Raw genomic sequence first — 18,714 nt, 5'->3', positions numbered from 1 at the left:
TTGACCTCTTACGGGTGTAACGACCGACGGCCGCGAGGCCGCGGTGCGCGATCAGGGAAATGTGGTGAGTCTGCTGTCGTTCTGGCGTGCGTTGCTGCGCGAGACCGGGTTGACGGGTGCGACCAGGACACGGTCCGCTGATACCGCCAGTGCCGTACCCACGCGCGAGGAACAACCAGCGGCGCGACCGGCGGAGGTCGCCCTGCCGAGCCCCGCTCCGGTCGCCGTCGGAGGCGTCGAGACGCTGTCCCTCGCGGAGGAGCGCGCCGAGGCCGACACGGGCGGGGCCCCCGCACCCACGTCGGGCATGCGGGCGGCCTCCCTCGAGCGGACCCTGCGCGCCCTCGTGGAGCGGCTGGGCACCGAGCACCCCGACACGATCACCGCACGTAACAACCTCGCGACCAAGTACGCGCAGATGGGGCGCCGCCAGGCGGCGGTCCAGCAGTTCGAGCTGGCACTCTCCGAGGCGGTCGAGGTCTTCGGGGACGAGCACCCTCGCACCGAGATCATCCGGGAGAACCTGGCCTGGGCGTACGAGGACGCGGGGCGCCCCGCGGACGCCTCCGGCCAGTGGGAGCTGCTGCTGCGCGAGCGCGAGCGCCAGTTCGGCGCCGCGGACGAGGACACGGTGGAGGCGCGCATGCGCCTGGCCGTGTGCTACCGGCGCAGCGGCCGCCTGGACGCCGCCGTCGCGCACTACCAGCGGGCGATCGAGGACGTGGCCTCGACCGAGCGGCGCGAGGAGCTGCGACTCGGGCTGAGCGCGGCGCACAACATGTCCGGGCGCTACGACGAGGCGATCAACCAGCTGCGCATGGTCCTGGCCGCGCGGCGGCGACGCCTGGGCAAGGGCCACCTGGACACCCTGGTGGTGCACCACCGGATAGGCCGCGCCTACACCCAGGCGGGCCGTACCGACGAAGCGGTGGAGACCCTGCGCGAGGCCTACCGGGTGGCGCTGAACTCCTCCGGCGACCCGGAGGTGCGGCGTCTGACCCTGCGGCTGCGCCGCGACCTGGCGGGCGCCTACAACGCCGCCGGGCGCTACCGCGAGGCCAACGCTCTGCTCTGACGGCCGTGCGGCGCGGGGCCGGGGGACGCGTTCCCCCGGCCCCGCGCGTGTCCAGGTCCCGCCCTCTCGCGGGGCCGGCCGTCAGGCGGCCCCGGCGGGGCTCCGTGCGGAGGGGTCCTCACCGGTGAGCAGCTGTCCCGCGGCGAGGTCGCGGTAGAGCTCGTCGGCCGCCACCAGCTCCTCGTGTGTGCCCACGGCGCGCACCCGACCGGCGTCCATGACCACGATCCGGTCGGCGCTGGTCACCGTGGACAGGCGGTGCGCCACCACGATGACGTTGGTGGTCCGCGCGGCCTCCAGCATGACCTCCTTGAGCGCGCTCTCGTTGGCGGCGTCCAGCTGTGACGTGGCCTCGTCCATCAGCAGCAGCCGGGGGCGCCGGAGCAGGGCCCGGGCGATCGCCACCCGCTGTCGCTCACCCCCGGAGATCGTCACCCCGCGGTGGCCGATGGCGCTGTCCAGCCCGTCGGGCAGGCGGGAGACGAGCTCGGTGAGGCGCGCCCGGAGCACGATCTCGGCGACGTCGTCCCCCGTGGCGTGCGGCGCGGCCATCAGCAGGTTCTCGCGCAGGGTTCCGTCCAGGACGGGGGCGTCCTGTTCGACGTAGCCGATGTGCGCCCGCAGCGCGTCCAGGGGCCAGTCCCGCACGTCCGTCCCGTCCAGGCGGACGGTCCCCGAGGTGGCGTCGTAGAACCTCTCCACCAGGGAGAACACGGTGGTCTTCCCTGCTCCGGAGGGCCCGACCAGGGCGGTGAGACCGGCTCCCCCGGCCTCGAAGTCCACTCCGTGGTGGATCAGGGGCAGGTCCGGGCGGTAGCGGAAGGCGACGTCCTCGAAGGCGACCGACGCGGGGCGGTCGGGGGCGACGGCGGGGGCCGCACCGGCAGTGGTGTCCTCCTGGTCCAGGTCGGAGACCTCGTCGATGCGGCGGACGGCCGCCAGGCCGGTCTGGATCTCGGTCAGCGACTGCACCAGGGTGCTGATCGGCTCCATGAGGTAGAAGAGCAGCAGCAGGAAGGCGATGAGCGAGGAGACGGGCAGGTTGCCGGCGGCGACGAGCCCGCCGCCCACGGCGAGCACGGTCAGGAAGGCGACGTTGACCGCCAGCCAGGTCGCGGTCCCCGAGACCGCGGTCCACCCGGCGACCGCCACCCCCCTGCGCCAGGACTCGACGGCGGCGGTGTCCAGGCGGGCGATCTCGGCGTCCTCCGCGGAGGACGCCTTCACGGTGCGGAACGCCCCGAAGACGCGTTCCAGGTGGGAGCCCATCTCACCGAGCGCCACCTGGGCGGCCCTGGTCGCGGCGCCGATGCGCGGCAGGACCACGCCCATCAGCAGGCCGACCACGACGATCATCCCGGCGGCGACCAGGAACAGCGTCCGGTCGAGCACCGCCATGACGACGACGCCGCCCACCAGGAGCACGCTGCTGGTGAAGAGGTTGGTGATGCCGCTGGTGGCGACGGTGCGCAGCAGGGTGGTGTCGGCGGTCAGGCGGGCGACGAGGTCGCCGGGCTTGAGCCGGTCGACCTCGGCGACACGCAGCCGGACCAGGCTGCCGACCAGGGTGCGCCGCACGCCGAGGACGACGCTCTGGCCGGTGCGCTCCAGGAGGAAGGCGCCGACGGCGCCGATCACCGCGCCGCCGACGATGACGCCGGTCAGGGCGAGGACAGGGCCGAGGATGGAGCCTCCCGCGCCGAGCTCGTCGATGACGTACTTGGCCATGAGCGGCTGCGCCAGACTGGTGACGCCCCCGAGGAAGCTCAGCCCTCCTCCGAGGACGAGCACGCGCCAGTGGGGCCGGGCGTGCTCCCACAGCCGGCGCACGGGCGCCTTGGGGGCGGCGCGGAGCATCGCCCTGTGTTCCGCGCCCCGTACGTCAGGACTTCCCACGTTCTGCCCCCTGTGTAGGTTTCTGTTCCTGATCCGCGTCCAGCCAAGCGCGCCGCGGGGGCGGCGACAACCCTCGAAGGTCATGGATCGCCCCTGGTTCCGCCGCGCCGCGAAGTCATCGGCCCCGCCGCTCGCACAATTTGTTACTGACGAGTAGCATGGGCGCAACAAGTCCACTCACCCTTGGAGAAGGAGGGCCCATCGTGCCGCGAACTGCCCGCGATGTCGTGTTTGTCGACGGGGTCCGCACCCCGTTCGGCAAGTCAGGCAAGGGCCTCTACGCCGAGACGCGCGCCGACGACATGGTCGTCCGCGTCATCCGCGAACTGATGCGCCGCAACCCCGGCCTGCCGCCGGAGCGCGTCGACGAGGTCGCCATCGCCGCCACCACCCAGATCGGCGACCAGGGCCTCACGATCGGGCGCACCGCCGCGATCCTCGCCGGGCTGCCGCGCAGCGTTCCCGGCTACTCCGTCGACCGGATGTGCGCCGGAGCGCTCACCGCCGTCACCACCTCCGGCGCGGGCATCGCCTTCGGCGCCTACGACGTGGTGATCGCGGGCGGTGTGGAGCACATGGGCCGCCACCCCATGGGTGAGGGGGTCGACCCCAACCCGAGGATCGTCTCCGAGAAGCTGGTCGACCCGTCCGCCCTGGTCATGGGCAACACCGCGGAGAACCTGCACGACCGGTACCCGAGCATCACCAAGGAGCGCGCCGACGCCTACGCGGTGCGCAGCCAGGAGAAGGTCGCCAAGGCCTACGCCGACGGCAAGATCCAGCCCGACCTGGTCGAGATGCTGGTCCGCTCCCTGGAGAAGGGCTACGGCCTGGCCACCCGGGACGAGCCGCCGCGCCCCGGCACGACCATGGAGTCGCTCGCCGGCCTCAAGACCCCGTTCCGCTCGCACGGCAACGTGACCCCCGGCAACGCCGCGGGCCTCAACGACGGCGCCACCGGCGCCCTGCTGGCCGCCGAGGACGTCGCCGAGGAGCTCGGCCTCGACGCCCGGATGCGCCTGGTCGACTTCTCCTTCGCCGGCGTCGAGCCCGAGGTCATGGGTGTCGGTCCCGTCCCGGCCACCGAGAAGCTGTTCGCCCGCCAGGGCATCACGATCGACGACGTCGGCCTCATCGAGATCAACGAGGCCTTCGCCGTCCAGGTGCTCTCCTTCCTCGAGCACTTCGGCCTCGCCGACGACGACGCCCGCGTCAACCCGTGGGGCGGCGCCATCGCCATCGGCCACCCGCTCGCCTCCTCCGGCGTGCGCCTGATGATGCAGCTCGCGCGCCAGTTCGCCGAGCGTCCCGACGTCCGCTACGGCCTCACCACCATGTGCGTGGGCCTCGGCATGGGCGGGACCATCCTGTGGGAGAACACCAACTACGAGGGGGGCAAGTGAGCACCGCGATCGAGCAGGCACGGGAACTGTTCAAGGACGAGGTCGTCACCAACGCGATCTCCCGTGACGTCGAGCTCCCCCACGGCGCGGGCACCGCGGTCCTGATCACCCTGGACAACGGGCACGACCACACCAAGCCCAACACCTTCGGCCCCGGCGGCCTGCTCAGCCTCGACGCCGCGATCGAGGCGGCCCGTGCGCGCACCGACATCGTGGCCGTGGCCGTCACCGGCAAGCCGTTCATCTTCGCCGTCGGCGCGGACCTGACCGGCGTCCCGGCGATCCGGACCCGCGAGCAGGCGCTGGCCATCGGCAAGCTGGGGCACGACGTGTTCCGCAAGCTCGGCGAGATGGACGTGCCGACCTTCGCACTGGTCAACGGCGCGGCCATGGGCGGCGGCGTCGAGGTGGCGCTGCACTGCACGTACCGCACCATCTCCTCGGGCGTCCCCGCGCTGGCGCTGCCCGAGGCCTTCCTCGGCCTGGTGCCCGGCTGGGGCGGCACGTACCTGCTGCCGAACCTGATCGGCGCCGAGAAGGCCCTCAAGGTCATCATCGACAACCCGCTCGCCCAGAACAAGATGCTCAAGGGCCCCCAGGCCTTCGAGATGGGCATCGCCGACGCGATCTTCGAGCCCGCCGACTTCGTCGAGGAGTCCCTGCGCTGGGTCGCGAAGGTCCTCAAGGGCGACGTCGTCGTCGAGCGTCCCGAGGTCGACAAGGGCGAGGCCTGGGACAACGCCGTCAACATGTCCCGGTTCACGGTCGAGGGCAAGCTGCACGGCGCCGCCCCGGCCCCGGCCCGCGCCGTCGAGCTGGTCGCCCAGGCCAGGACGCGCACGCGTGACGAGGGCTTCGCCGCCGAGGACGAGGCGCTCGCCGACCTCATCATGAGCGACGAGCTCAAGGCCGGCCTGTACGCGTTCGACCTGGTGCAGAAGCGCGCCAAGCGTCCCGCCGGGGCCCCGGACAAGTCGCTCGCCCGCAAGGTCACCAAGGTCGGTGTCGTCGGCGCCGGGCTGATGGCCGGGCAGCTGGCGCTGCTGTTCGCCCGCCGCCTGGACGTCCCCGTCGTCATGACCGACCTGGACCAGGCGCGGTTGGACAAGGGCGTCGCCTACGTCCACGGCGAGATCGACAAGCTCCTGAAGAAGGGGCGGGTCGGCAACGACAAGGCCAACCACCTCAAGGCCCTGGTCAGCGGTTCGCTGACCAAGGACGCGTTCGCGGACGCCGACTTCGTCATCGAGGCCGTGTTCGAGGACATGGAGGTCAAGCAGCAGGTGTTCGCCGAGGTGGAGGCCGTGGTCTCCCCCGAGGCGATCCTCGCGACCAACACCTCGTCGCTGTCGATCACCGAGATGGCCTCGAAGCTGCGCCACCCCGAGCGGGTCGTGGGCTTCCACTTCTTCAACCCGGTCGCCGTCCTTCCGCTGCTGGAGATCGTCCGCGGCGAGAAGACCGACGACCCCGCCCTGGCCACGGCGTTCGCCACGGCCAGGAAGCTGAAGAAGACCGCCGTCCTGTGCAAGGACGCCCCGGCGTTCGTGGTCAACCGCCTGCTCACCCTGTTCATGGGCGAGGTCCTGGCCGCCGTGGGCGAGGGCACCGAGCCCGAGACCGCTGACCGCGCGGTCGCGCCCCTGGGCCTGCCGATGTCGCCGCTCCTGCTGCTCCAGCTGGTCGGCCCCGCGGTCGCGCTGCACGTGTCCGAGACCCTGCACGAGGCGTTCCCCGAGCGCTTCGCGGTCTCCGCGGGGCTGGCCGAGATCGTCAAGGCGGGCAAGACGGCCGTCTACGACCCGGACTTCACCATCGACCCCGAGGTGAAGGAGCTGTTCTCCGGCGGCGACAAGCCGTCCGAGGAGAGCGAGATCCTGGACCGGGCGCTGCGCGCACTGGCCAGGGAGGTCCGGCTGATGCTGGACGAGGGCGTCGTGGCCGAGGCCGCCGACATCGACCTGTGCCTGCTCACCGGTGCGGGCTGGCCGTTCCACACCGGCGGCATCACCCCGTACCTGGACAAGGTCGGCGTGTCCGAGGCCGTGAACGGCAAGCGGTTCCACGAGGGCGACCCGAAGGCCTTCTAGGGCGAGGGCCCCTCACCGGGACCGCGACGGGCCCGACCAGCTCCCGAGACCGGGGCGGTCGGGCCCTTCGCGGTTCAGCCGACGGTGGCCGCCCGGACCGGGCCGGCGGGAAGCGTTCCCTGCTGCCGGTACCAGGCGCCCGTCGCGGCGACGGTGTCGGCGACGGAGCGGAACTCCACCCCCAGGTCGCGTTCGGCCAGGCCCGAGGTGATGTGCCGGTCGTCGCCCTCGCGCAGGACGCGCACGCCCGCGCGGGTCGCCGTGGGCTCACCGCCGCTCAGCCGGGCCTGCAGCTCCATCAGCGACGCGGCGGCCAGCGCCAGTCCGGCCGGGACCGCCCGGGGCGCGCGCACGCCCGTCTCGGCGGCGACCGCCCCGGTCAGCCCCGGCACGGACCTCTTGACCCCGGCCACCACGTAGCGGTCGTGCCTGCCCACCCGGGCCGCGGCCACGCACGCGTACGCCACGTCGCGGGCGTCCACCACGTAGTTGGACAGCCTGGGCACCGCCTTGACCGCCCCCTTGGCCACACCGAGGAAGAGCCGTCCCGAGGAGGTGGGGCCGGCGTCACCGGGCCCCCACATCCACCCGGGCAGGACCACCGCGACACGGGTGGACCCGGTGCTCCCGGACCGGATCATGTCGTCCACCGCCCGCTCGGCGCGGACCTTGCTGGAGGGGTAGCACTCGGAGACCCGGAGCCGCGCGTACTTCTCCGGCGGCGGGGTCGTCTCGTCCGCGGGCTGTTCCGGCCCGCGCAGCGCCAGCGTGTTGATGGAGCTGGTGTGGACGAACACCGGCACCCCGGCCTCGGCCGCCTCGCCCAGGACGCGTCGTGTCGCCGTCACGTTGACCCTCTCCAGGGGCTCGGTGAGGGAGGGGTCCTGGAAGTACTCGCGGAAGTAGGCGGCGGTGTGGAAGACCTCGTCCACTCCGTCGAAGAGGGGCCGGTAGGAGTCGGGATCGGTGACGTCGCCGGGGACCAGGCGCAGGCGGGGGTCGGCGGGGAGTAACGTACGGGCGCGGTCCAGGTCGCGGACCAGGGCGACGACCTCCTGGTCCTGCTTCAGCAGGAGTCGCACGATGTTGCTGCCCAGGAGCCCTGTCGCACCGGTGACCAGGGCCCTCTCCCTGGCCGGGAGCGGTGTGGTGTGGGTGTCCGCCATGGTTTCACATCCCAAATATTATATAGTTGATCTATAATCATTACTCGTGATTATTTATGGAGTGAGGGTGACCGAGTTATGGAGAACGCGGCCGAGTGGGACACCCCCCTGTGGCACACGACCGGTTTCCGGCTGATCAAGCTGGGCGAGCTGGTGCAGGCGACCACCGCGTCGATCTTCGGACCCCAGCAGATCTCCTCCCGCGAGTTCCACGTCCTGTCCGCCGCCGCGTCGATGCCCAACCCCTCCCAGAAGGAGCTCAGCCGGGTTCTCGGCGTGGACCCCAACGTGATGGTGGGACTGGTCGACCGGTTGGAGGAGCAGGGGCTGGCCACACGGGAGCGCAACCCCCGGGACCGGAGGCGCTACATCGTGACCACGACGGAGAAGGCCGCGCGCGTCCTGGAGGAGGCGCGCGAATCCGTCGCCAACGCCGAGGCGGAGTTCTTCGCCACGCTGTCGGAACAGGAGGTCAGGACCCTGCACGAGCTGTCGGGGCGTCTGCTCTCCACCCATCCCCGGGTGACCAAGCAGGAGTAGCCGGGGAGGTGGTGTCGGGGGCCGCGCGCGGCCCCCGACCCACGGCTACTCGGAGATCCCGAAGCGCGCGTGCAGGCGCTTCAGGGGCGCCGGGGCCCACCAGTTGGCGCGTCCGGCCAACCGCATGAACACCGGCACCAGGACGCCCCGGATGAGGGTCGCGTCCACCAGGATCACCACCGCCATGCCGATGCCCAGCATCATCAGGTAGAGGACGTCGGAGACGGCGTAGGTGGCGAAGGACGCGGCGAGGATGACCGCGGCCGCCGTGACGAGCGGGCCGCTGCGCTGGAGCCCGGCCGCGACCGCCCTCGTGTTGTCCCCGGTCAGGTCGTACTCCTCCTTGATCCGGGACATCATGAACACCTCGTAGTCCATCGACAGCCCGAACGCGATGCAGAACATCAGGATCGGGAACGTCGTCTCCAGCGTGCCGTTGGCAGTGAAGCCGAGCACCCCGGACAGGTTGCCCTCCTGGAAGATCCACACCAGGACCCCGAACATCACCGCGAGGCTGAGCACGTTGAGCACGATCGCCTTGGCGGGCAGCAGGATGCTCCCGGTCATCAGGAACAGGATGACGAAGGTGATCGCGAGGATGAGCCCGAACACCAGCGGCACCTGGCCCAGCAGGGCCTCACGGAAGTCGGTCAGGTCGGCCGGGTAGCCGCCGATCTGCGTGTCGCCGGGCGCGGGCACGTCCCGGATGCGCTCGATCAGGTCCTCGACGTCGGTGAGGGCGTCCGCGCTGGGCACCACGGAGAACCAGGTGGCGTCGGCGGAGCCGAATCGCTCGTCGGCCCCGGGCTCGGGCCCGGCGACCTCCTGGCCCCCGGTGTAGCGCCCCGTGAGCGCGTCCACCTGGTAGACACCCTCCACCTGGGACAGGTCCTCGGCGTAGGCGCCGAGGGCGGCCGTGTCGGCCCCCTGCCCCGGGGTGTCCACCAGGACCTGCACCGCGTCCATCTCCTCCTGGACGAAGTTGGACTCGATCTGGTCCTGGACGTCGCGGCTGGAGTTGCCCTGGGGCAGCACCCGCGCGTCGGGCAGTCCGAAGTCGAGACCGGCGGCCGGGACGGCGAGGAGGAGCACCAGGGCCAGCGCGGGCACGCCCCACAGGATCGGTCGGCGCATCATCCGCAACGCGGTCGAGTGCCACCACCCGCTGTCGGGGTCCGGCTCGCGCTTGGGGCGCACCCGGTGTCCGACCTTGGCGAGGGCGGCGGGCAGGATGACCAGCGCCGCGAACACGGACGTCACCACCGCGCCCACACCCGAGTAGGCGAAGGACTGGAGGAAGGGGAACGGGAACAGCATCAGGCAGGACAGGGCGACCGCGACGGTCAGTCCGCTGAAGGCGACGGTGCGCCCTGCCTTGGACACCGCCAGCGTGACCGCCTCGGAGACCTCCCTGCCCCGCGCGAGCTCCTCCCGGAAGCGGTTGATGACGAACAGGCTGTAGTCGACGCCGAGTCCCACACCCATGACGAGCGTGAGGTTGGCGGCGAACGTGGACACGTCCGTGAAGTAGGTGACGCCCCGCAGCAGGGCGAGCGTGGCGATCACCGAGAAGAGCCCCATGGCCAGGGTCAGCGCGGCGACGGAGACCCGGCGGTAGAGGACGAGCAGGAGGACGAACACCAGCGGGAAGATGATCAGCTCGGCCCGCACGAAGTCGGCCTGCGCCTGCTGGGCGGCCTGGCGGAAGATCTCGTCGCCTCCGCCCACCTCCACGCGCAGGACCTCGTCGTCACGCGTGAACTCCGGCGAGATCTCGCCGAGGGCCGTGCGCGCCTCGGTGACACTGCCCTCCATCCGCACGGTGATCAGCGCCTGGGTGCCGTCCTCGGAGCGCATCGCGGGAGAGTCCCCGCGCCCCCAGTAGGACGCCGTCTCGGCGACCTCCTCGCGGGAGGCCAGGTCCCTCTCCATCGCGGTGGCCGCCTCGACGACCTCCGGGGAGTCCACGTCGCCCTGTTGCGCGGTGACCAGCAGCAGGAAGTGGTGCTTGCCCGTGCCGAAGCCCTCGTCCAGCAGCTGCTCGACGCGCTCCGACTCCGAGCCGGGGCTCTCGAATCGGCTGAGGAGCAGCCGGTCCATCGTCCCGGCCGCCAGGACGATGCTGATCAGGGCCAGCGCGATGCAGGCCAGGATCACCCGGCCGGGGCGCCGGGCCAGTCCCTCTCCGAGCCGGGTCAGGAACGGGGGCCGCCCCGGTGGCGCCCCTTCGGTACTCGGTGGTGAGGTGGTCGTCGGTGACGTGGCCATGGTGGTGTTCGCCTTCCAGGGTCAGGAGGTGGGGGCGTGCCGCTCCAACCACGCGGCAGCCGTGTCGTACAGGAGCTCGGAGCCGGCGTCGACCGTGACGAAGTGGCCGGCGTCGTCCAGGGTGGTGGAGGTGACGTCGGGGCTGGAGGTGAACAGCCCGGGGTAGCCCTCCACGCCCTGGCGGAGGACGTCGTGGGCGCCGAAGACCAGGTGGACGGGGACGTCGATCCCGCCGACGAGGTCCAGGTCGTAGAGGATCGCCATGGGTTCGGAGATCATGACGCCGCACGGGTTGCGGCCCCAGTGCTCCTCGACCTCGGCGAGCACGGCGGGGTCGGCGTCGGCGCCGAGCCCCCCTTCGCGGAAGTCCTCCAGCGTGGGGTCGAAGTGGACGTATCCGAGGGGGTCCCCGGGGCCGCTGTGCTCCTCCCCGCCCTCCAGGCAGGTCTGGTACGCGCTCAGGAAGCGCCGGTTGGTGTCGTCGGTGATGCCGACGGCGGCCCAGCCGGTGAGGAGCAGGCCGTCCACGTTGCCGAAGGAGACGGAGGCGGTCTCCGCGACCAGGGCGCCGCTGGAGTGGCCCCCCATGACCACGGTGTCGAAGGCCGTGGGCTCACCCCCGTCCACCTCGTACCCGCCCCCGCGCAGCTGCTCGACCACCTGGTTCGCGATGTCGGCGTGGGCGCCGCTGCAACTGGCGAAGCCGTCGGGGATGTCGCTGGAGCCGTAGCCGAGGCGGTCGATGGTGACCGAGGCGTGCCCGCGGGCGGCCAGCTCGTTGACGTAGTTGCGCCCCTCGACGTCCAGACGCCAGATCCACTCGCCGGTGTTGGTGCCGTGGACCAGCAGGGACACGGCCGGGGCGTCGGCCTCCAACACCTCCGCCGGCGCGGTGAGGTGGCCGCGCACGGTGTACTCCCCGCCGTCGGCGGAGCACTGGCCGCGGGTGCGGTTGACGTTGTCGACGGTGAACTCCACCGGGAGGTCCACCACCCCCTCGGGCAGTGCCGCGGTGGCGGTGGGAGCGGAGGCGGACGCCGTGGCGGGGACGTCCCCGCCCGGGGCTGCGTACGAGCTCCCGGGGAGGGGGCCGGGGGTCGCGGCCGTGGTGGCCGCGACCGTCAGGAGCGCGGCGACGGCGGCCGCGACGCGTACGGCACGTCCGAGGGGGCGGGACATGGGTGCTCCTTGGCGTGCGTGGGGGCCGGTCCGTCGGGGTCCCGTGCGGTTCACCGTTCCTCCAGCCATGCGGCGAGGTCCTCGCGCAGGGCTGCGGCGCCCGGTTCGAGGACGAGGAAGTGGCCGGCGTCGGCGACCGTGACGGTCTCGCTCTCGGGCGCTCCCGTGAAGAGCGCGGCGTGCGAGGCGCCCTCCCCGACCCGCGTGTCGCCGTCGGCGAAGGCGAAGAGGACGGGCACGTCGATCCGGTCCACGCGGCGCATGTCCGTGGAGAGCGCCTCCACCTGGGTCCCCAGGTCGCCGCAGGGGGTGCGGTCCTGGAGGGGGGCGGCGAGCGCCGCGGCCGAGGTGGAGGTGTCGTGGAAGTTGGCCCTGGTGAAGGACGTGTCCCCGACGTCGACGTAGGTGTATCCGGCGGGGTCCTCCCCGTCGGGGTCGGGCGGCCCCGCCCCTGCGTCGGCGGGGACCCCGCCCTGCATGCAGGAGGCCAGGCCCCCGAAGAAGCGCGCGTTGGCGCGGTCGGTGACGCCGGTGCCGCTCCAGGCCATCAGGACGAGGGCGTCGGGCGCCTCCGCGCCCTCGAAGGAGTAGGCGGTGATCTGGGAGATCTGGGCGCCGCTGTGGTGTCCGGCGAGGGTGACGTGGTCGAAGGCGGGGACGCCGCCCTCCAGGGCCGGGGCGTCCCCGACCGTGTAGTCGCCCTCTCGGACCTGGGCGATGACCTGCGACGTCATGTCGGCCTGGCTGCCCAGGCACAGGGCCATCCCGTCGGGGCGGTCGCTGGCGCCGTAGCCGAGCCGGTCCAGGGTGAGGGAGGCCTGGCCCAGCAGGGCCATCTCCTCGGTGTGGTGCAGCCCGGGCTCGTCCAGGCGCCAGAACCACTCCCCCGCCGCCTGCCCGTGCTGGTAGACGGTGACGGCGGGCTCCTCCTCCCCGAGCACGGACGCCGGCGCGGTCAGGTGGCCGCGGACGGTGTACTCCCCGCCGTCGCTGTTGCACGGCAGACGGGAGTCGTTGCCGTTGGTGACGGTGAAGGAGACGGGGACGTCGACGATGTCGGCGGCGGCCATCCGTCGGGCGGTGGCCTCGGCACGCTCCTCGGCCGTGGGCGCCGGCTCCGCCGCGGTCTCCGAACCGCCGGCGGGCAGGAGGACGAGGACGGCTGCGGCGACGGCCGCGGCACCCGCCCCGGCGATGAGAGCCCTTCTAGTCCCGGGCATGGGCCACCTCGGTGTTCTTCCTGTCGTGCCCCGTGCTTCCGGTGGGCCCGGATCCGGCCTCCGGGGTCGCGGGACGGCCGGTCGCGGCGGTGTCGGGGTGCGCGGGGGCGTCTCCGGTGGGCCGGTCCCGCCGGACGGGTTCGGCCGCGCCCTCCCCGAGGGTGGCGTCGAAGGCCCGGTAGAAACGGCGCAGGGGTGCGGGAGCCCACCAGGTGGCCCGCCCGGTCAGGCGCAGCACCGAGGGGACCAGGAGGCAGCGGACGACGGTGGCGTCGGCGACCACGGCCAGGGCCACGCCCCAGCCGAGCATCATCGTGTTGGTGACGCTGGAGGCTCCGATGGCGACCAGGACGACGGCCAGGGTGACGGCCGCCGCGGTGATGATGCCGCCGGTGCGCCGCAATCCGAGTTCGACGGCCGCGCGGTGGTCGCCCACGCGGTCGTACTCCTCGCGCATCCGGGACAGCAGGAAGACGCCGTAGTCCATGGACAGGCCGAAGGCGATGCAGAACATGAGGACCGGCAGGGCCGTGTCGATGAACCCCGTGGGGGTGAAGCCGAGCGGCCCGCTCAGGTTGCCGTCCTGGAAGACCCAGACCACGGCTCCGAACATGGCGGTGAGGCTGAGCCCGTTGAAGAGCACCGACAGCAGCGGCAGGACCAGGCTTCCGGTGAGCAGGTAGACGAGGACGAGCATGCTCGCGACGACGGCCGTCAGCGCGAGCGGGAGCTGCTCGGCGATGGCGGCCTGCGCGTCCACGACGGCCGCGGCCTGCCCGGAGACGGACGTCTCCAGCGGGGTGTCGACCGCGCGGATGTCGCGGACCAGGTCCTGGCTCTGGGGTGAGATGTCCTCCACCCCGGGAGCGGGCATCACCTGGAGGTAGGCGAGGTCCTCGGACTCGCGCAGGGCGTCCACGGGGGTGCGGGCTCGGGTGTTGGCGCCGTCGGTGTGGACGCCCAGGGGCGAGCGGACCTCCTCGACGTTGTCCAGGGACGACAGCGCGGACGCGTAGGCCTCGAGGTCGTCGGTGTCGGTGTCCTCCGGGGGGCTGTGGACGAGCACGTCGACGGCCCCGGTCGCGGTCGATCCGAAGTCGTCGCGGATGACGTCCATGACCTGGCGCGACTCGGTTCCGGAGGGCAGCTGGCGGTCGTCGGCCATGCCGAACTCCACCCGGAGGAACGGCAGCCCGGCGACGACCAGGACGATGAGCGCCACCACGGCGAAGAGGGGCGCGCGCCGCATGACGAGGCGGGTGAGCCGCTGCCAGCGCCGGTCGGCGGCGTCCTCCGGGGAGAGGGGTTCGGCCGCGCCGTCATGGCGGCGGAGCAGGCGGCGCGGGTCCAGGGAGTTGACCCTGTGGCCGAGGAGGGTGAGCAGGGCCGGGAGCACCACCAGCGAGGCGAGGGCGGCCAGCGTCACCACCGTCACACCCGCGTAGGCGAAGGACCGCAGGAAGTAGAGGGGGAAGAGCAGCATCGCGGCCAGGGCCGCGGAGATGGCCAGCGCGGAGAACACCACCGTGCGTCCGGCCGTGCGGACGGTGACGGCGGTGGCGGTGCGCGGGTCGGCCCCCGCGGCCAGTTCCGCCCGGAACCGGCGCACCATGAGCAGGGCGTAGTCGATCGCCAGGCCGAGTCCGAGGGCGATGGTGAGGCTCTGCGCGAAGACCGACACGTCGGTGAACCCGGCGATCACGTACAGGACGGCGTTGGTCCCGATGATGGCGACCACACCGACCAGCAGGGGCAGGACCGCCGAGACGACGCTGCCGTAGACCCACACCAGGATGAGCAGGGTGAGGGGGAGGGCGATCAGCTCCGAGCGCAGCAGGTCGTCGGCGATGGTCGACTCGATGTCGTTCAGGACGGCGGTCTGTCCGCCGACGCTGACGGTGAGGGGGCCGTGCTCCCCGCCGTACTCCTCGGCGATCTCGGCGACGGCGGGCCCCGCCACGTCCTCCGTACCGCTGACGTGGGCGGCGATGAGGGCTCGGGAGCCGTCGTCGGACTTGAGCTCCTCGGAGCCGGTCTGCCAGTAGGAGGTGACTCCGGCGACGGAGTCCTCGTAGGCGAGTCCCTCGGCCAGGCCGAGGGCTGTGCCGGCGGCCTCGCGGTCGTCCACCCCCTCCTCCGCCTCGACCAGGAGGATCAGGTTGGGCCTGCTGTCCGGGAAGTGCTCCTCCAGGACGTCGCCCGCCAGGGCCGACTCGGAGGAGGGGTCCTCGGTGCCCTGGCCCGCGCGGAGGCGGTCCGCGACACCGGATCCGAGGACCACGGCCCCGACCACGGCCAGCAGGGCGGCGACCAGCACCCACCAGGGTCTGCGCGTGGTCAGCCCGGTCAACGCGTCGAGCATCGTGTCACCCCCGTTCGTCTTGTGCGCGCGGGACCGCCGGTGGCGGTCGGAGTGCTCCGACCGCCACGGCGTGTACCGTCGTCGCCACAGTATCGTATAAACATGCGACGATCATTCACCTAAACAATAGGGTTCACATATCGTTTACTTGAGGGAGCGCTCGGCTCCGGGCAGCGGCGCGGCGTCGAGGAAGTCCCGCGCACGCCAGCCGGCGTCCAGGACGGCGACCGACGCCACCACCGCGTCGGGGCGCACGTGCACCACCCACCCGGCACCGGCCGCCGCCTTCGACGGCCCCAGCCGGGCCACGTCGTGGCCCGGGGAGTCCGGGGCCCCGCCTTCGCGCCCGGTCAGCAGCAGCACGTCCACGTCCGCCGGAACCGCGTCCCGCAGCTCCGCCGCCGCGTCGGCCGCCCTGCGGGAGGAGCCGCCGACCAGCAGCGCCTGCCGCCCGGAGGCCAGGTAGGCGTGGAGGCTGTCGGCCTCCGTCCCGGCCACGGGGACGAGGGGCGCGTCGCCGATCCGCCGGCCGGGCAGCGCTCCCCCCACCGCGTCTCGCGCCCGCCATCCGGGCGGTGGCGCGGTGACGGCGGGGCTCTCCCGCAGGTCCGGGGAGATCTGGGCCAGTTGCGGCACCAGGCGCTTCTCCAACAGACCCGACGCCGAGAGCACGCGCATGAGCGTGTCGCGGACCAGGCGGGCCAGAGGCGCCCGCACCATCCACGTGCGGGTCTGCTGGTCCGCGCTGCGCACCACCGTCTGGGCCGTGGGGCGGCGTTCGAGCGGGTAGCTGTCCAGCAGCGACTCCGGAGCTCCCCGGAGCACGGAGGCCAGTTTCCAGCCCAGGTCGAAGCCGTCCTGGATACCGGTGTTGAGTCCCTGGCCGCCCGCCGGGCTGTGCAGGTGGGCCGCGTCCCCGGCGATGAGGACGCGCCCGCGCCGGAACTCGCGCGCCACCCGAGCGTGGACCCGGAAGCGGCTGCGCCACCACACGCTCTCGATGCGCAGCCCGCCGGGTCCCCGCTCGGCGAGCAGCCGGGCGAGCAGCTCGTCGCCGGGCGGCTCGGTCTCCCCGTCCGGGGCCGTGTCGAAGAAGACCCGGTGGCCGCCGCCCGGCAGCGGCACGATCACCAGCACCCCGTCGGGGGTGAGGTGGTACTGGGCCTCCCGCTCCGGCACGGGACCGCTCACGACCCCGTCGCTGAGCAGGAACACGCGGTCGTAGGTGTCGCCCTCGAAGGCCACGCCCAGCGACTCGCGGACCGCGCTGCGGCTGCCGTCCGCGGCCACCACCCAGGGGACGGTGGACTCCTCCCGGGTGTCCGGGTCCCCGGAGGGACCGAGGACGACCCGCATCCCCTCCCCCGCCGGGGCCACAGAGTGGACCTGGGTGGACCACTCCACGGACCCGCCGAGTTCGAGGAGGCGGTCGTGGAGCGCCTGCTCGGTACCGGGCTGGGGCAGGCAGACCGGCCCGGGGAACGCGGTCCCCTCCAGGCCGCCGAAGCGCACCCCGCCGATCCTGCGGCCGCTGGAGAAGTAGGACGCCGACGCCAGCGGGAGGGATTGGCCGATCACCCTCTCGTGGACACCGAGCCTGCGCAGGACCTCCAGGGCCCCGCTCCACAGGATGAGCGCCTTGGGCTCCTCGGCGATCCCGGCGCGGCGTTCGACCACGCGGCAGGGGACGCCGTTCTGGAGCAGGGTGCACGCGGCGGCGAGCCCGGTGGGGCCGGCGCCGACCACCAGGACCGGCGGGTGGGGGCCGGGGAGGCTCACAGGACCCCCTCGGCAGCCCGCACCGGCTGAACCGCCCCGTCGAGCAGGGCGGTCACGTCGGCGATGGCCTGGGCGTTGTCCCGGAAGCGGACCGTTGCCATGCCCAGCTTCGCGGCGGGCTCCAGGTTCGCCTCCAGGTCGTCCACGAACAGGCAGCGGTCCGGCGCCAGGCCGAGCCTCGCCAGGAGCCGCTCGTAGATCTCGGTGTCGGGTTTGCGCACACCCTCGTGCGCGGAGTTCACCACGACCTCGAAGAGCTCGTCGGCGGGGACGGTGGCCCGCCACAGCTCCTCCCACTCGATGACGTTGTTGGTGAGGAGGGCGATGCGGTAGCCGTCGGCGCCGAGTCCGCCCAGGAACTCCGCGAACTCGTGGTTGCCGGTGCGCCCGGCGAACCAGGTCTCTCCGAAGGTCCGGCCCTCGGGCAGCGCCCATCCCCCCTCCGGCAGCTCGGCGGTGATCTGGGAGACGAGGTCGGCCTCCGTGATCGCCCCGACCTCCAGCAGCGCCATGGGGTCGGCGCCGTTGTGCTCGGCTGCGGCCCCCATCGCGGTGAGGATGGCGTCGGGGGTCAGACCGGCGGTCCTGGCGAAGTGCTCCAGGGTCTCGATGAGCGGGTTGGTGAGCACGCCGCCGTAGTCGCACACGACGGCCTCGATGCGCTTCAGGACCACTGGGCCACCTCGATCCGGAAGGTGCTGCCCGCGACGCCCTGCTGGATGACGCGGACGTCCGCGCCCATGACCGGGCCGAACCGCGCGTCGCTGCGGAACGGGGTCAGGTCGGCCTCCACGACGGAGGGGAGGTCGTTCTCGGAGAACGAGGAGAACGAGGCCTCCACCGCGACGGGGGCGAGGGTGGCGGGGTCCAGTCCGCTGGAGCGGGCCACGGCGGCCACCGCCAGCTGGCGCGCGGCCTCGATGAGCAGGTTGCCGGGCAGGTGGTCCAGCGGGTGGTCGAACAGGTGCGGGTGGCTGTGGTCGGGGACCACGGTGGCCTTCCAGCCGTCCTCTCCGCGCTGTACCGGCTCGGTGATGACGACGTTGCGCGGGTCGCGCCTGCCCACGACCGAGGGCCGTGCCGGAACCGCCCTGGGCGCGGGGCCCTTGCTCCAGTCCAGTGCGTCCCGGCCCTTGTTGCGCAGCGCCTGGTAGGCGAGCTTGCTGACGAAGATGAGCGCGCCGGTGGCCTTGGCCACCTCGGTGCCGTTCAGCAGGACGTCGCCCCGGAAGTCGTAGCCGCGCAGCTTGCCGGCCTGGTTGCGGTAGAGGTCGGCGCTGGCGCGGATCAGCAGGCGGGCGGGCTCGGAGTTCTGGCGCAGCCCGTCGAGGTCGGTGATGTCCAGCGACATGCGGTGCATGATGAACGCCCGGTCCATGGGGACGTTCAGGTGGCGGTGGGAGATCAGCACACCGGTCTGGCGGCACGCCTCCAGGATCAGGGGCAGGTCGTAGGCGGGCGACTCCAGCATGACGTGGCCGCGGGGGAGCTGGGCGGCGACGTCGAAGCTGCTCTCCCCCGTCTGCTGGGAGTCGGTGACGAACACCTCGGAGACGGCGTTGCGGTGGACGAGCCCCCGAGGCACCGTCGAGTCGTAGTCGAGTTCGCGGATGCCGGTGATCTCGGGGTCGAGCCCGGCGAGGGTGTCGCGGTCGGTGGTCCCGGTGGCTACGGCGGTCGGCTGCGTGCTGGTCGATGTCTGGTTCATGTGCTTCCCTTTCGTTCACGTTCCCCAG

The 18,714-nt window shown here is 72.5% G+C and carries 13 protein-coding genes; 4 read left to right on the top strand and 9 right to left on the bottom strand.

Going from position 1 to position 18,714, the window contains the following annotated elements; genetic code table 11:
- Window positions 1-70 precede the first annotated feature (70 nt).
- The gene (locus tag Q8791_RS08445) at window positions 71-1,075 is read left to right on the top strand and encodes a tetratricopeptide repeat protein (protein WP_407941974.1); all 1,005 of its coding nucleotides are present in this window, start codon (window positions 71-73) and stop codon (window positions 1,073-1,075) included.
- Window positions 1,076-1,156: 81 nt separating this feature from the next.
- Here the strand turns inward: Q8791_RS08445 and Q8791_RS08440 are convergent, their stop codons facing one another.
- On the bottom strand, window positions 1,157-2,932 hold the full coding sequence (locus Q8791_RS08440) for an ABC transporter ATP-binding protein (RefSeq protein ID WP_330091123.1): 1,776 nt from the start codon (window positions 2,930-2,932) through the stop codon (window positions 1,157-1,159).
- A gap of 242 nt (window positions 2,933-3,174) precedes the next feature.
- On the opposite strand from Q8791_RS08440, the gene Q8791_RS08435 reads away from it, so the two are divergent.
- A complete protein-coding gene (locus Q8791_RS08435) occupies window positions 3,175-4,374 on the top strand; it encodes a thiolase family protein (protein ID WP_330091045.1) in 1,200 nt (399 codons plus the stop codon).
- Window positions 4,371-6,464, top strand: a complete 2,094-nt coding sequence (locus Q8791_RS08430; RefSeq protein ID WP_330091044.1) for a 3-hydroxyacyl-CoA dehydrogenase NAD-binding domain-containing protein — start codon at window positions 4,371-4,373, stop codon at window positions 6,462-6,464. Before Q8791_RS08435 ends, Q8791_RS08430 begins: the two co-directional genes overlap by 4 nt.
- Before the next feature lie 74 nt (window positions 6,465-6,538).
- On the opposite strand, the gene Q8791_RS08425 is transcribed toward Q8791_RS08430, so the two are convergent.
- Entirely contained in the window at window positions 6,539-7,630 is a 1,092-nt protein-coding gene (locus Q8791_RS08425; RefSeq protein ID WP_330091043.1) for an NAD-dependent epimerase/dehydratase family protein, read from the bottom strand.
- 78 nt (window positions 7,631-7,708) lie between these two features.
- Between Q8791_RS08425 and Q8791_RS08420 the strand changes: the two genes are divergently transcribed.
- Window positions 7,709-8,170, top strand: a complete 462-nt coding sequence (locus Q8791_RS08420; RefSeq protein WP_330091042.1) for a MarR family winged helix-turn-helix transcriptional regulator — start codon at window positions 7,709-7,711, stop codon at window positions 8,168-8,170.
- Window positions 8,171-8,215: 45 nt separating this feature from the next.
- Here Q8791_RS08420 and Q8791_RS08415 read toward each other — a convergent pair whose 3' ends face one another.
- The 7 genes from Q8791_RS08415 to Q8791_RS08385 form a co-directional block, all read right to left on the bottom strand.
- The gene (locus Q8791_RS08415; RefSeq protein WP_330091041.1) at window positions 8,216-10,438 is read right to left on the bottom strand and encodes an MMPL family transporter; all 2,223 of its coding nucleotides are present in this window, start codon (window positions 10,436-10,438) and stop codon (window positions 8,216-8,218) included.
- 21 nt (window positions 10,439-10,459) lie between these two features.
- Window positions 10,460-11,617: an alpha/beta hydrolase gene (locus Q8791_RS08410; RefSeq protein WP_330091040.1), complete on the bottom strand. Its 1,158-nt coding sequence runs from the start codon at window positions 11,615-11,617 to the stop codon at window positions 10,460-10,462.
- 50 nt (window positions 11,618-11,667) lie between these two features.
- Complete coding sequence (locus tag Q8791_RS08405) at window positions 11,668-12,837, bottom strand: alpha/beta hydrolase (protein ID WP_330091039.1); 1,170 nt, start codon at window positions 12,835-12,837, stop codon at window positions 11,668-11,670.
- Window positions 12,824-15,199 carry an MMPL family transporter gene (locus tag Q8791_RS08400; protein ID WP_330091038.1) on the bottom strand — a complete coding sequence of 792 codons (2,376 nt, stop codon included), beginning with the start codon at window positions 15,197-15,199 and terminating at the stop codon, window positions 12,824-12,826. Before Q8791_RS08400 ends, Q8791_RS08405 begins: the two co-directional genes overlap by 14 nt.
- A gap of 144 nt (window positions 15,200-15,343) precedes the next feature.
- Window positions 15,344-16,978: an FAD-dependent monooxygenase gene (locus Q8791_RS08395; protein WP_330091037.1), complete on the bottom strand. Its 1,635-nt coding sequence runs from the start codon at window positions 16,976-16,978 to the stop codon at window positions 15,344-15,346.
- The gene (locus Q8791_RS08390) at window positions 16,975-17,652 is read right to left on the bottom strand and encodes an HAD family hydrolase (RefSeq protein ID WP_330091036.1); all 678 of its coding nucleotides are present in this window, start codon (window positions 17,650-17,652) and stop codon (window positions 16,975-16,977) included. The genes Q8791_RS08395 and Q8791_RS08390 overlap by 4 nt, the downstream gene beginning before the upstream one ends.
- Window positions 17,643-18,686, bottom strand: coding sequence for a ScbA/BarX family gamma-butyrolactone biosynthesis protein (locus Q8791_RS08385; RefSeq protein WP_330091035.1), 1,044 nt, complete (start codon window positions 18,684-18,686; stop codon window positions 17,643-17,645). The genes Q8791_RS08390 and Q8791_RS08385 overlap by 10 nt, the downstream gene beginning before the upstream one ends.
- Window positions 18,687-18,714: the final 28 nt, after the last annotated feature.

Source organism: Nocardiopsis codii, assembly GCF_036327455.1.
Classification (GTDB): Bacteria; Actinomycetota; Actinomycetes; order Streptosporangiales; family Streptosporangiaceae; genus Nocardiopsis; species Nocardiopsis codii.
The sequence above is the reverse complement of the archived record's forward strand: the minus strand, read 5'-3'. Positions and strand labels throughout refer to the sequence as shown.